The sequence below is a fragment of the Candidatus Desulfosporosinus nitrosoreducens genome, assembly GCF_030954495.1.
Lineage (GTDB): Bacteria > Bacillota > Desulfitobacteriia > Desulfitobacteriales > Desulfitobacteriaceae > Desulfosporosinus > Desulfosporosinus nitrosoreducens.
In genome coordinates this window covers 71,210-83,525 of record NZ_JAVHUW010000027.1, presented here as the reverse complement: position 1 = coordinate 83,525, position 12,316 = coordinate 71,210, and the positions used below count along the sequence as shown (strand labels likewise).

At 44.9% G+C, this 12,316-nt stretch carries 12 protein-coding genes and 1 riboswitch; of the genes, 6 read left to right on the top strand and 6 right to left on the bottom strand.

From position 1 onward, the window contains the following. Positions 1-734: 734 nt before the first annotated feature. Both REC12_RS03695 and REC12_RS03690 read right to left on the bottom strand, forming a co-directional pair. Positions 735-1,073 (bottom strand): P-II family nitrogen regulator, encoded by a 339-nt coding sequence (locus REC12_RS03695; RefSeq protein ID WP_308892462.1) that lies wholly within the window; start codon positions 1,071-1,073, stop codon positions 735-737. A 410-nt stretch (positions 1,074-1,483) separates the two neighbouring features. Then, complete coding sequence (locus REC12_RS03690) at positions 1,484-1,618, bottom strand: hypothetical protein (protein ID WP_308892461.1); 135 nt, start codon at positions 1,616-1,618, stop codon at positions 1,484-1,486. A 157-nt stretch (positions 1,619-1,775) separates the two neighbouring features. After that, a riboswitch (SAM riboswitch) is annotated at positions 1,776-1,904 on the top strand. A gap of 113 nt (positions 1,905-2,017) precedes the next feature. Here REC12_RS03690 and REC12_RS03685 point away from each other — a divergent pair. The 6 genes from REC12_RS03685 (at position 2,018) to REC12_RS03660 (ending at position 6,511) form a co-directional block, all read left to right on the top strand. Further along, positions 2,018-3,214, top strand: coding sequence for a homocysteine biosynthesis protein (locus REC12_RS03685; protein WP_308892460.1), 1,197 nt, complete (start codon positions 2,018-2,020; stop codon positions 3,212-3,214). A gap of 2 nt (positions 3,215-3,216) precedes the next feature. After that, complete coding sequence (locus REC12_RS03680; protein ID WP_308892459.1) at positions 3,217-3,618, top strand: NIL domain-containing protein; 402 nt, start codon at positions 3,217-3,219, stop codon at positions 3,616-3,618. Further along, complete coding sequence (locus REC12_RS03675; RefSeq protein WP_308892458.1) at positions 3,619-4,365, top strand: UPF0280 family protein; 747 nt, start codon at positions 3,619-3,621, stop codon at positions 4,363-4,365. Positions 4,366-4,679: 314 nt separating this feature from the next. Further along, positions 4,680-5,738 carry a DUF6385 domain-containing protein gene (locus tag REC12_RS03670; protein ID WP_308892457.1) on the top strand — a complete coding sequence of 353 codons (1,059 nt, stop codon included), beginning with the start codon at positions 4,680-4,682 and terminating at the stop codon, positions 5,736-5,738. Between the two features lie 138 nt (positions 5,739-5,876). After that, the gene (locus tag REC12_RS03665; RefSeq protein WP_308892456.1) at positions 5,877-6,191 is read left to right on the top strand and encodes a hypothetical protein; all 315 of its coding nucleotides are present in this window, start codon (positions 5,877-5,879) and stop codon (positions 6,189-6,191) included. Positions 6,192-6,286: 95 nt separating this feature from the next. After that, on the top strand, positions 6,287-6,511 hold the full coding sequence (locus tag REC12_RS03660) for a hypothetical protein (protein WP_308892455.1): 225 nt from the start codon (positions 6,287-6,289) through the stop codon (positions 6,509-6,511). A gap of 80 nt (positions 6,512-6,591) precedes the next feature. Here REC12_RS03660 and REC12_RS03655 read toward each other — a convergent pair whose 3' ends face one another. The 4 genes from REC12_RS03655 to REC12_RS03640 all read right to left on the bottom strand — a co-directional run bounded on the left by REC12_RS03655 (position 6,592) and on the right by REC12_RS03640 (position 12,299). Then, positions 6,592-7,590 carry a glycosyltransferase family 4 protein gene (locus REC12_RS03655; RefSeq protein WP_308892454.1) on the bottom strand — a complete coding sequence of 333 codons (999 nt, stop codon included), beginning with the start codon at positions 7,588-7,590 and terminating at the stop codon, positions 6,592-6,594. A gap of 69 nt (positions 7,591-7,659) precedes the next feature. Further along, on the bottom strand, positions 7,660-8,610 hold the full coding sequence (locus tag REC12_RS03650; protein ID WP_308892453.1) for a CgeB family protein: 951 nt from the start codon (positions 8,608-8,610) through the stop codon (positions 7,660-7,662). A 217-nt stretch (positions 8,611-8,827) separates the two neighbouring features. After that, a complete protein-coding gene (locus tag REC12_RS03645; protein WP_308892452.1) occupies positions 8,828-10,621 on the bottom strand; it encodes a hypothetical protein in 1,794 nt (597 codons plus the stop codon). A 127-nt stretch (positions 10,622-10,748) separates the two neighbouring features. Next, on the bottom strand, positions 10,749-12,299 hold the full coding sequence (locus REC12_RS03640) for a YncE family protein (protein ID WP_308892451.1): 1,551 nt from the start codon (positions 12,297-12,299) through the stop codon (positions 10,749-10,751). Positions 12,300-12,316 lie beyond the last annotated feature (17 nt).

The following is a 12,316-nucleotide window of genomic DNA, read 5'->3' as shown; positions in this document are numbered from 1 at the left end:
TTCATTGACAACTCATCCGATGCCGCAAAACTTAAAGACCACAATGTGCGAAAGGCCCTAGCTGTTGCTCCTGCACGGGGAAGTTGTGACTATGTTGGAAGTCAATATCTGGAAGGGTGAAGGGATATGCTGGAAGTGGCTGTATAACATTATACCAAAGAAGAGTATTGGTCGGGTACAGAAGTCTCGTTAAAAAATGGCAATAGCGCCTTGATCATCCGGCCGGACGATCATTCCGTACCTAAGGATGCTATGAGTGCCAAGAAATTAATCGTTGTGGGGGGGGCCGACAACGAATCATCCGAATGAAGTGCTGCTTTCAGGAAATAGCAAATATGATACGGCTGCCGCAGTAGCCAACTATTTAAAATAATGTATACAATATTAGGTATTGAAAAAGCCTAGACAAGTAGCAGTGGAGAAAGCTATAATTAAAGAGTATTTTTGTCGTTTTGTAAGGAGCAATGAGGCTCCAAAACGGTGTCCTTTATTGACGCCATTTTGGAGCCTTGTTTTTGCTATTTTGTTTTCTTTGCAAGAGACAAATAGCTGTAGGCCGGGGGAACAATAGGTGCTAATAGGCTTGCTGTTCTAGCCCTAGCGACAACACAAATAGCAGGAGCGCCGGAATGTTTGGTTGGGCGCTTCTGGAATGGTTTCATCGCCGGCAAATTACCTTTTTGGGCATCCACGCGATCGGGGAGACCTGGGGGATATAATGTTTTCATTTGAGGTTAAAGAGCTTTTTCACCATGTTCACCTGTTCTGATTCTGACCGCATCGGCTACCTCGTAAATGAAGATCTTACCATCTCCAAATTTGTCAGTTTTGGCAGCCTCAACAATAGAGGAGATGACTTCATCAAGTTTAGCGGAAGAAACGACAACCTCAAGTTTTATTTTAGGCAATAGTTTTGTAACAATTTCTTGTCCCCGATAAATTTGAGTATACCCCTTTTGATTTCCAAACCCTGAAACATTAGAGACAGTCATGCCGTTAACTCCTAAATTTGACAGAGCGGACTTAACATCGTTGAGTTTTTCCGGTCGTATAATCGCTTCGATTTTTTTCATAAAATAACACCGCCTAATAATTCTTGATTTCCCTTATAAGGACTCATTGACCTAATAGCAAAACAAGACTATTTTAAAATGGGTATAATCCTTTTAATTATAACAAAAAGATTATTGTCCTAAAACCTTAAGATTTTAATCTCTCCTTTAAGCTGAGAAGAATTTATTTAAATTTGATTTGGGAAATAATTATAAAATGAATTGCCTCTCTAAGATAGAAAATAAGAGTTAAAGCTAATATAATTAAGGCATAAAACAAAAACCGGGTTTTTAGGCCCGGTTTTGTGGTGTCTTTTTTTGAAACGGGGAGTTTTTCCCCCGGTCCGGTTTGCCGCTTTTTGTTGTATCTGCCGTCTTATTAGACATAGGAAGCACCTCCTTTGGCAATAGGTTGAGAGGGGATCAAAACCTTATTTTGGATAGGTTGTTTCTTTATCTTTGCCATAGTCAGTTCGTCCATCTTGGTCTGGCAAGTGTTCGTAAGGGAGTTCTTCACGTTTCGGGAAAGGGCGTTTTTGCGGTTTGGTTTGATTCGTCTGATGCATAGTATTCCCTCCTCGCTACAATAGTTTTAGGGTTCCCGGTGAAGCATTAATTATGCGAAAAGCTCGAAGGTTAAACTTCTGTATTAATTATTTTGAGATTATATTGACATGATATGTAACAAATGTTAGACTCAGCGTAGTGAATTTAATAGGTATGCTCTTATCCGGAGTGGTGGAGGGACTAGCCCAATGAAACCCGGCAACCCGCTTTGTTTGCAAAAACCCTGTTTTTGCTCAAAGCATGGTGCTAATTCTTGCAGGAGTGAATTCTTCTGATAGATAAGAGGAGTGTCGATGACGTAATTTGGCCTCTTCTGCTAGAAGGGGCCTTTTCGATGCCCATTAGGATCGACAAGGATGAGGATAAAGCTGCAACAAAATCTGGAGGTGGGATGTTTCATGAGTGTTGAAAAGACGTACGCAGAGATTAACGCCAAGATCAAAGCCGGTAAAGCGGTCGTAGTGACTGCAGAGGAACTCATAGCCTTGGTCGAGGAAAAAGGACTTTCCCAGGCTGCCCGGGAGGTAGATGTCGTCACTACAGGAACTTTTGCGCCGATGTGTTCTTCAGGGGCCTTTTTAAGTTTTGGGCATACTAAGCCTCGTATGAAAATGCAGAAAGTTTGGCTGAACGGAGTATCCGCCTATGCGGGAATAGCGGCTGTAGATGCCTATTTAGGGGCGGCGGAACTGCCGGAGGATGATCCTTTGAATAATAACTATCCGGGTGAGTTTCGTTATGGCGGCGGACATGTTATTCAAGACCTGGTTGCAGGTAAGCCTGTTCGGCTTAAAGCAATTGCTTATGGTACGAATTGCTACCCGCGCAAGGCTTTTGAAACGACGATAACCCTTGGTGAGATCAACGAAGCTATTCTTTTCAATCCTCGCAATGCCTATCAGAATTACAACTGTGCCGTAAATTTAACAGATCACACGATTTATACCTATATGGGCATGTTAAAACCCCAGCTGGGGAACGCCAACTACTCCACGTCCGGGGAATTGAGTCCTCTTTTAAAAGATCCGCACTTTAAAACGATTGGAGTCGGCACGAAGATTTTCCTCGGTGGTGGGATAGGGTATGTAGCCTGGAATGGGACTCAACATTTTCCCTCCATAACTAAAGTTGATGACAAAGAACTCGGCGGTGCTGGTGGGACGCTTGCCGTAATCGGAGACCTTAAACAAATGAGCCCCAAGTGGTTGGTCGGTACCAGCTTTTTGGGATATGGGGCGACCCTTAGTGTGGGTATAGGCATACCAATCCCTATTCTTAATGAAGAAATTGCCCGCTATGCTGCTATGAAAGATGAAGATCTGTATGCCCCCATCGTCGACTATGGCGAAGCATATCCCTCCTTTACCCCTGGAAACTTGGGTTATGTCAGCTATGCTGAGTTGAAAAGCGGCAAGATTCAAGTAAGAGGCAAGGAAATACAAACGGCTCCTTTGTCGAGTATGCCTAGGGCTCGGGAGATCGCTTCGACTCTTAAACAGTGGATTGCAAAGGGCGACTTTTTATTGACGGAGCCTGTCAAACTTCTTCCCTCTCCTGCCGATGGTATTGTAGCCCATAGTTTAAAGGAGGTTTGATTATGTCACCGAAAAGAATTGTTTTGCGCTTTGGGACAGATATCTCGGTGAAGCCGATTGTTTATCGCCTGGTGAAAGACTTTGATTTGGTCGTTAATATCGTGAAGGCAGATGTTAATCCCCAAAAAGAAGGAACCATGGTTTTAGAGGTCACAGGAGAGCAAAGTGAACAAGGGTTAACCTATTTGCGGGAACTGGGGGTTTCTGTTCAAGATCTTAAACAGGGAATTGCACGCATTGAAGAAAAATGTGTTATGTGTGGAGCCTGCACCGGGGTTTGTCCGACAGGGGCGTTGTATATGGAACGTCCTTCGATGGAGGTTCACTTTGATGGAGATCAATGTATCGTCTGTATGCTTTGCACAAAAATATGCCCGATGCGGGCCATGGAGGTTCACCTGTAAGTGGACTACTTAGAACGTACGTATCGGGAACAGCATCGACAAGAGGACTTGGTGCATTTTCAAATTACTGTGCAAGAAACGGATCTGGATATCGGAGTTCGCAGAGAACGATTTTCTCCGGAATTGGTGGGGTGGATTGAAGAGACGATTCGAGCTTGCCGAAAGCCTTTGGAAGAGTATATCCGGCAAGATCCGGGGTTTCTGAAAGCTTTAGTCCCTTACGGCGTTCCCGAGCATGCGCCTCTGATTGTAAAAGCCATGGCTGAAGCCGGGCAGTCGGCAGGAGTAGGTCCAATGGCCGCTGTCGCGGGAGCTGTGGCGGAGTGGGTAGGAAAAGCAATTGTGAAACGCTCCCGGGATGTGATCGTAGAAAACGGCGGGGATATCTTTATAAGATCGACTCGCTTGCGTAAAGTGGGGATCTTCGCAGGAAATTCTCCCTTGTCGAATCGTGTAGCGCTGGAAATTCGTCCCGAACAAACCCCCCTTGGCATATGCACTTCTTCCGGCAAGGTAGGTCCCTCTTTAAGTTTTGGCAAAGCGGATGCAGTTGTGGTCCTCTCGCCGTCTGTGGCTTTGGCAGATGCTGTGGCGACCGCTTGTGGCAACCTTGTCCAATCAGAGGAAGATTTGGAGCGAACGATTGAGTTTGCTTCTCAAATTCCGGGAGTCAGCGGTTGCCTTGTTATCAAGAACGAACGCTTGGCAGTTTGGGGAAGTGTAAAAATCATGCCTATGAAGGTTTAGAAGGTATTGTATTTAAAAATTTAATCGCAATAAAACGATAAAAAGAAACCTCCCCGTCGGGAGGTTTTAGTTTTGCGCAATTATCTTTATCTTCTTAGATCCTTTGTACAACCCTAATTTAGCACGAAATAGGGAAGGAATCAATGCCCAGTTTCTGGATTGCTATTTTAAAAGAAAAAAATAAGAAAAGTTGACATAGAGTAAATAAATGTCAAGTAAAATCCTCTAAAAACGGCTAGTTCAAGTGATATTTTTCGCGAAAACTTGATAGGATAAATTAAAGTCGTTAATGCCCAGACAGGGAGCTGATTAAAATGGAACGTGTGCTTGGTAGAGAAACTAATCAAATCTTAAACGGTGATTTTTCGGAAAAATGCTCCGCGCAGGACTTTCCTGAGGCTTGGCTGCCAATTGGAGGGAATCAAGCTACAAGCTGGAAATATAAGCAAGAGTCACAGACTGAACATGTTTTGGAAATTAGCAATTCGACAATCACTCGGGCGGGAATTGTTCAAACCGTTGAAAGTTCCTTAGCCGTCGGGAAAGACGAACACTGGTTAATTAAAGTAGTTTTTAAAAGCCAACAGCCTGAATCGAAAGGCTATTTGCGGCTCTACCCTGTGAATTTGAAGGGCAACGTTATGCTGCCGTGGGAATTTAGCTTTCACCCGCGGTTAGAACAGGAAAAGCAGACGCAATTTAAGCAAACTGTTGGCCTTGCTTCAAACATAAAGTTTCTACGTCTTGAAGTCGGGGTTCTGGGGTCGGGAAAGTTGTCAATCTGCAAACTTCTTGCTTGTCCGCTGCCCCTCAAAAGATGGAAGAAGAAAAGCAAGAATGAGCACAAGGCCCCTCCCCTTGAGTACATTCAGTCCATCGGGGAAATTCTTAAACCAATCCGGCTTGCAACGCCAATTCCTTTACATGTTCCCGTCAATGTTCAAGCGAAAGTTCATGCGGATATTCGCAACTTAACTCCGCTGCGCGATCGAATCCAAATCTATGGAAGTGGCCAGGCTCCTTTAGCTACTTCGAGCTGTGGGCGGGCACAAGTGGAGATTTTCGGACATGGTTTTCAGGAAAGCCTTGAAGATGTCACAGCAAGCTTGACAATGTCTTCGACAACTACGCGCGACGTTGCTGCACTGGGTCGCTTTTCCTTTGCAATTTATAATTTCGGAAATCTATCGGCAAGCGTGCAAATAGAGTTTAGCCCGGACGGACTGCATTGGGCGGCAGAGGGTGCGCCGCGAGAGGCTGCACCGGAAACGTTGATCATTCTTTCTTCAGAAACTTTTCTGCGTTACACTAGAATATCTTATTGGGCTAATGGCTTAACACACTTGAGAGTTTGGGTTCAGGCTCAAAATTAATAATTGGGAAGGTTTAAAAATGGCTTAATAAAATTTCAGCGACTGAGAGCCGGTTTTTGAAATCGCCTTGAAAGAACCATATAAGCTTATAGGAATAAAATAGACTATGAGCTAGGATTTTTCAGAGGAGAGATAAATATGGACGGGCTTGCCTTAGTTTTTCTCTTGGCCGTTGTTGTGGAGAAAATCGTTGAAATTTTTAAAACGATTGTTTATGCTATCCCATTTTTTCCAGATAAATTTAGGCCTTTGACCCTGCAGTTATTGAGTTTAGCCTGTGGTTTACTGCTTGCTTTCCAAGCAAATATTAATGCAATGGATCTATTAAAGGTTAACATCTTAAATCCTATGATAGGGGTGGCCATAACAGGTCTTGTAATCGGGAAGGGAGCAAACTTTACTCATGATTTTTTCCAGTCTGTTGAGAAAAATCCCAAAATGTCGGGTCAATAAGAGAGGAACTTGTCTGTCATAACGTTCAGTTTTATAAAGCAGAGCGAATTAGCCGTGAAATATTTATGCTTAGCCTCGGAATAGGAGGTATGAGTATGGCGCAATCCCGATGTTCAAAATGTGGCAGTGATAAATTTGAGGTTGTCCACGCCAACAACCTTGAAGGAACGACGCGAGCCGTGCTTTTCGTTCAGTGTGCCGAGTGCGGATCTGTCGTCGGAGCTCTTGACTTTCTTAATCTCAGTGTAAAGGCTGAGCGTGTAAAAAATGATTTTCAGCTAATGATGGAAAGGTTGTTGGACCGGCTGAGTAAAGCTTAAATAAGAAAGGGATCGACCACCATGGTTGGTCCCTTTTGATTGTAAAAGTTGAATTTTAGATTAGTTCAGGTGGATTTATTTTATTCCTGCAAAAGAGTTTGATATGCCTCTAAGGTCATTTGGGAGATGTTTGACCAAGGATAATGCTTTTGAATATGTTTCATAAGGGGCTGGGGAGACGCCTGAAAGGATTGTTCCAAGGCTGAGCGCAGGCTTTGGTCATGGAGAGGGCGCACATAAAGGGCCATATCCTGGAAGTATTCTCTGGGGCTTCCTTGATCGGTGGAAATAACAACTGTACCGCAGGCCCCGGCCTCAATGCTGGACAGGCCTGGAGTTTCAAACCAGCTTGGCAGGGCATGGGCTTTAGCTGCGGAATAAGCGGAAGCAAGAAGTTTTCCCTGCAAAGTACCGAGATAATAGACGTTGGTAAAAGAAGTTAAAGTTTGGAAATAGGCCCGGTCGTTGACAGGCCCCAATAATACTACGGAAAGCCCCAGCTCTTGAGAGATTTTTGCCAACCAGAGTTGATTTTTACGCGGGGAAATTCTAGCGGCACAGAGTACAAATTCTTCAGGAATAGCGGGAAATTGTTCCCGAAAAGGATCGGGAAGGGCACCAAGAAACGAATCGGGGAACCCATTGGGAATAACCTGATAGGGAGCGGTTTCAGGGAAATCTTGCTGAAGAACTTTCATTTCTATCTGACTATTGGGAAGCAAAAGATGGGATTCTCGAATAAGACGTGCACGCATAGGCTGCATATGTTTCCAAGCGGCCAGAGCATTGGTATGATTGCCTTCCCGGCTTAAGAAAGCAATTGGCGGCCAATAAATGGGGGAAAGAACGATTTTCTTTTGCTGTTTTTGAGCGTTGCAAAAGAACATGTAGCTTTCTTTAATCCTGGTAAGGTTAAATATGTGAACCAGGTCATAAGGCGTTAAATCAAGATTTGGATCTGCGGAAAAGTGCACTTCGATTCCCAGGTTTTTAAGCCCTTGACCAGTTGAAACCAATTGAACAGTATCTCCGGCAGGGTTTTTCATGAAATCCGGGCGCGCTTGAAAAAGTATTTTCATCAAAAGACTCCTCCCTAGAATACTCTAAAATCTTAAGCTTTTGCTTGTTGGCAATTTAAGCATTAAAGATTAAATTCTTTCGAGTATGGCTCGAACAGATTGGACTCTCTGTTGATAGGTATGATTACGGTAAACTTCTTCCTGGCCTTGGCGGGCAATCTTTAAGCGCAGATCCTCGCGCTGAAGATAAAAACGTACGAGCTCCAACGTCTCATCGGGATGACGGCTCCAAACAAGATGAACATGATTTTGAAAAAGGTTTTCAAGCGCCGGTGACCAGTGAGTTAGGAAAAATGCACGGCATCCTAAGGCTTCAAAGGTGCGCATACTCATCATCGTCGGAGAAGTAATCACGGAATTCAGTCCTAAGACAATCTTAGCCGACGAGTAAGCACAGGGCAGCTGATTATAGGGTAAATACCCCTTGTAAAAATCAGGCGGCAAACGATAGTGGTCCGTATTGGACAACCAATGTTCGTCACCATAAACTTTTAAGTGGCTTAGCCCCGAGAGCAAAGGGGTAAGGATAGTTTCTAAGCCAACAGTTCTTTGTGGGTAAGAAGTGTAATAATTAGCGACTAAAAGCAAATCGCTGTCATATTCAAGCGATGGTTCAACAGGGCGATGAAAGGATGGGTTGCAGGCGAAGTGGAAATAGAGCGCCCGAATTTTGTCCCGGCGATATAGAGGCAGACATTCTTCAGCCGGAGTGAGTACCAGACTGGCTCCGCGTGCCAAAGGGCGGGACATGCGGCGCCAGTCCGGCGGGTCGTCAATGGCCCAATAGACAAGTGGAACGGAATACCGTCTTAAGAGAGGAAAAAGTTTTTGAGCTGCAGTTGAGATCGAAACCCCTTCGGCAAAAGCAAAATCAGGTTTCCAGGTTTTAAACAGTTGTTCTAAACGACTCTCCCAATCAGGCAAACGAACTGGAAGGTACTGAAGGTTATCGGCAGAAGAAAAACCAGAGGCCAAGCCATGGCTTAATAAGGATGAATCATTTAAAAATAAGATCTTCATTAATACTGTCTCCATTGGTGAGGGTTTTTTTCAATGGTAAATTCCAAGGATTCGATTAGAGTTGCCGGGTTAAGATGGTATCGTTGAGCAGCCTGCTCAACACTCATAGTGAGTAATTGTTTTGCTCCTCATCCAGCGCAAGTGATGCCGAATTTCCGTAAAGTAACGGATGTTTGAGGATACTTAGATAAAATCTCTGCAAGGTTGGTGTGTAAATTTATGTGATCCATTTGTTCCAAAATCCTCCTTTGTTTTTCAGAGTGTTTTTTTCTTGAAGCTGGCTGATTTGTGTGCCAAGTTTTTCTAAAGAAGAGTCGTTTTCTTCTTGCTTGGTTAACATAACCCGAAGAACTTGAGAAAGGCTTTGAGTTTCTTTTTCCAAATTAGACATAGCCTCTTTAAAAGGTTCCAGCTCGTCAACGGGAATTTCAGCTAAAGCCGGGGTTTGTTCGGAGTCTTCCGCAACAGCTATTTCCTGCTTTGGCATCAGGACATTTTCTGAGAGAACGCTGAGGATTTGATCAAACTTGGAAAGCATGGTTTGTACGGTCAGGCTGAGATTAGAATTTTCTTGTTCAAGCTGAGCAACGGTCGTGATTAATAGTTCCAGTTGAGGATTCTCCTGATCAGGCTGAGGCTGGGAGGTTTCTTGGACAGATTGAGGCGGAGAGGTTTCTTGATCGGGTTGAGGTTGGGAGGTTTCTTGGGCGGCTTGAAGCTGAGGAGTTTCCTGAACGGCTTGAAGTTGAGGGATTTCTTGAATGGGCTGAAGCTGGGTGGCTTCCTGAACAGGCTGAGGTTGAGGAATTTCTTCCGAGGAAGATTCAACAACTTTTGGAGGATTTGAATTGTCTGAAATCAAAACGGGTGAGACGGGATAAGAAGTTGAAGAGGATACCTCAGGATAGAAAGCCGGAACAGGAGGTGGAGTTTGGGCGGTTGCCCTCGGCTGGATGGGCTGAAAATGTGTAAGCTGTGGCGTAGTGTTGAGAACTAAACCTAATTCGCGCTGATATACTGGAGTGCGCCCTTTGGTTTGATCTTCCAGCCAATATGTTTGGTGGAAATTCCTTTTATCTTTATGCACCCATTGTATAGGGCGGTGGGAGTGGAGATGGGAAGAGACTGATCTCCAACCAGCTCCGTCATTGAGCAGCAATGTTTCTTCATCTGTGTGAATTAGGAGCCAAATGACGCCGTTAATTTCGAGGGAGCCGATATTTCTCCAGGGAGGGGGGAACGTTTTTATGGGGGCAGGCGATGGGTGCCAGTCCCCCGTTAATTCAAGTGCGTTGGTTTGTTGAGCCCAACGTACTTCAAACTGTCCCCCTGAGGTTTTTATGACCCAGAAAAGGTGATGAACATTGTCTGAGGTCATCAGTGCGCCCATATCCACGACTTCGCCGGATATTTTCAGAGTTTCGATTGGTGAGCCCCAGATATGAAATGTCCCATTAAAACGATTGGTAAAGAGGAGTGAGTACCGTCCCTGGAAAGTCAGGGTGATTAAATGAAGGTTCCCCTGACCGTCAATGTTGACATGATAGAGAGGTTCCCGTGGGTGTACAACTTCTCCTAAATGAACGCTATTCCAGGTTGTTCCATTCCAAAAACGGTGTTCGATTCGCCACAGATCCCGAATGGCTTGGTGGGAACAAGCGTAGAAAATATGTATCATTTTACCCTGTGGGAAAAGAAAGAGCCGGCGGTATTTAGTAGCTCGTACATCTAATTTGGCAATCAAAGTTGTCTGAGGAGCTGAAGAACGAGGGATAAGCGTATAGCAGAGTTCGCCATTTGTTTTCAGGACGACCAAATGAATCGTTTCAGGGTCAGTCATGATTCCGTGGGCTAATAAAAGAGGGTCCTGAATTTTGTAGTAGGGTTCCAAACTGTCTGCTTTAAAAAGGGCGCATCCTTGGGAATCGACGTGTAAGTAGCTGGATTCATTCTCGTAAGTAAGAAGCAGGGGAGTAAACGTAGTTCGGTTTACGAACGCCAATGCGATCACTTCCTTTGTTTTCATGGCCATGTAAACGGATTTGATATCTGGGTTAAAATTATTTGTTAAACAGAAAAGGCCGTTTGTGGACGGCCCTTTCTATTTGATGGGCAAGAAGTCACAAGATAGAGAACAACTAGCAATTATCCAGTTGTGGTGGGAAAAAGTCACTTGGGAATGGGGTAAGAGTGGGATCGAAGAAGTTGAGGCATGGATTTTGCGGGATGACAGGGAATTCTTCACAAGCAGGTGGTTCTGGGCAGAAGCCAAAGGCAGGTACAAGAAGCTGAACAACGCCTGTTACTTTAGTGATTACGAAGCTGCCAATGGCGATTTGAATAGTTGTCGAGGTAAACACTGGGCTTGTAAGAACTTCGGTTCTCGTCTCAACACGGAGGTTGAAATCGAATTCTGGGCGTGTCGGCGGGAAGTACATGACAATGTCTTTGTTAATATCCGGAAGATTACCTGTCAGAGTAAACAAAGCGCCTGTGGAATCTCGCAAAGTTAGGGTGTAAGGAATTTGAATTGTGAATTGAACCCTGGAGAAATTTGGTCGTGACGGTATTGGAGTAATAACAATACTTCCGGGAACGATCACGCCGGTTGCAAAGGTCATGCTGATAAAGGTGAACGGAGGTACGCCTGTGGGCAATGTGATTGTGAAAGCAGGGAAGCATTCTCTTTGCACGCAGCTGGCGTATACTTTTTCGACAATGATACAGACTGATTCGGTGATTTCTTCCAGTTGATAAGGATCTGTTAAATCAATGGGTTCACTTGGAGATAAAGCTGATCCAACTCTGCCGACCGTGACTCCACGGGGCGGGAAAGAGGTGGGAAGGGCGGCCGCAATTGTGTTGGTGCTGGTATTAATTATGCTAATTGAGCTGTCTCCTTCATTAGCAACCCAGACTTGGGTGCCATCACCTGTGACATCTATACCAAGAGGATTAAGGCCAACGGGAACTGTGGTGACGACGTTTAATCCTGTGGTGGAGATGACGCTAACGCTGTTTGAACTGAAGTTGGTTACATACATGAAGATCGGATTAACAGGATTAGCCGCGATTTTCTGTGGATTGGAGCCGACAGGAATTGTACTGATCAAAGTATTGTTGGCCGTATTGATGACGCTGACATCGTTGCTTCCGCTATTGACGACAAAGAGCCTTGAATTATCTAAACTAACCGCTAAACCGTTAGGTGCAGTCCCGACTGGAATTGTGGCTATAACGGTGTTCGTAACGGGGTTGATAACAGAAACTGAATTGCTGCCGGCATTGCTGACATAGACACGGCTGCCATCGCGGGCAATGGTAACGTCCACAGGATTTGTGCCAACTGTGATGGTACTCACGACTGTATCCGTTGGAATACTGATAACGGAAACAGTTCCGCTCCCGGAGTTTGTCACATAAGCAGTTGTGCTGGTTGGGTCAATGGCTACTGCGGTGGGAGCAAGCCCCACTGGAATAGTTGCCAAAACACGGTTGGCAGAAGTACATAAGACTGAGACGGTGTTACTCCCTTGATTAGGGACCAGAACTTTGGTACCATCCGGCGTGCGCCTTGGGAAAGCCGGCGCAATGCCTACCGGGATGGTAGCGACGAGCACATCGCTGTATACGTTATATATGGCGACTGCGTTGTCGAGAGTTACCCAAGCATGGGTTTCAAATAGCATGTGTGTATTCCCCCCCT

What these genes read in the sequence shown, in the direction of transcription:
- REC12_RS03655 (WP_308892454.1), bottom strand. Translation starts at nt 7,590, where the DNA reads ATGAAAATACTTTTTCAAGCGCGCCCGGATTTCATGAAAAACCCTGCC.
- REC12_RS03665 (WP_308892456.1), top strand. Translation starts at nt 5,877, where the DNA reads ATGGACGGGCTTGCCTTAGTTTTTCTCTTGGCCGTTGTTGTGGAGAAA.
- REC12_RS03680 (WP_308892459.1), top strand. Translation starts at nt 3,217, where the DNA reads ATGTCACCGAAAAGAATTGTTTTGCGCTTTGGGACAGATATCTCGGTG.
- REC12_RS03660 (WP_308892455.1), top strand. Translation starts at nt 6,287, where the DNA reads ATGGCGCAATCCCGATGTTCAAAATGTGGCAGTGATAAATTTGAGGTT.
- REC12_RS03670 (WP_308892457.1), top strand. Translation starts at nt 4,680, where the DNA reads ATGGAACGTGTGCTTGGTAGAGAAACTAATCAAATCTTAAACGGTGAT.
- REC12_RS03695 (WP_308892462.1), bottom strand. Translation starts at nt 1,073, where the DNA reads ATGAAAAAAATCGAAGCGATTATACGACCGGAAAAACTCAACGATGTT.
- REC12_RS03650 (WP_308892453.1), bottom strand. Translation starts at nt 8,610, where the DNA reads ATGAAGATCTTATTTTTAAATGATTCATCCTTATTAAGCCATGGCTTG.
- REC12_RS03640 (WP_308892451.1), bottom strand. Translation starts at nt 12,299, where the DNA reads ATGCTATTTGAAACCCATGCTTGGGTAACTCTCGACAACGCAGTCGCC.
- REC12_RS03690 (WP_308892461.1), bottom strand. Translation starts at nt 1,618, where the DNA reads ATGCATCAGACGAATCAAACCAAACCGCAAAAACGCCCTTTCCCGAAA.
- REC12_RS03685 (WP_308892460.1), top strand. Translation starts at nt 2,018, where the DNA reads ATGAGTGTTGAAAAGACGTACGCAGAGATTAACGCCAAGATCAAAGCC.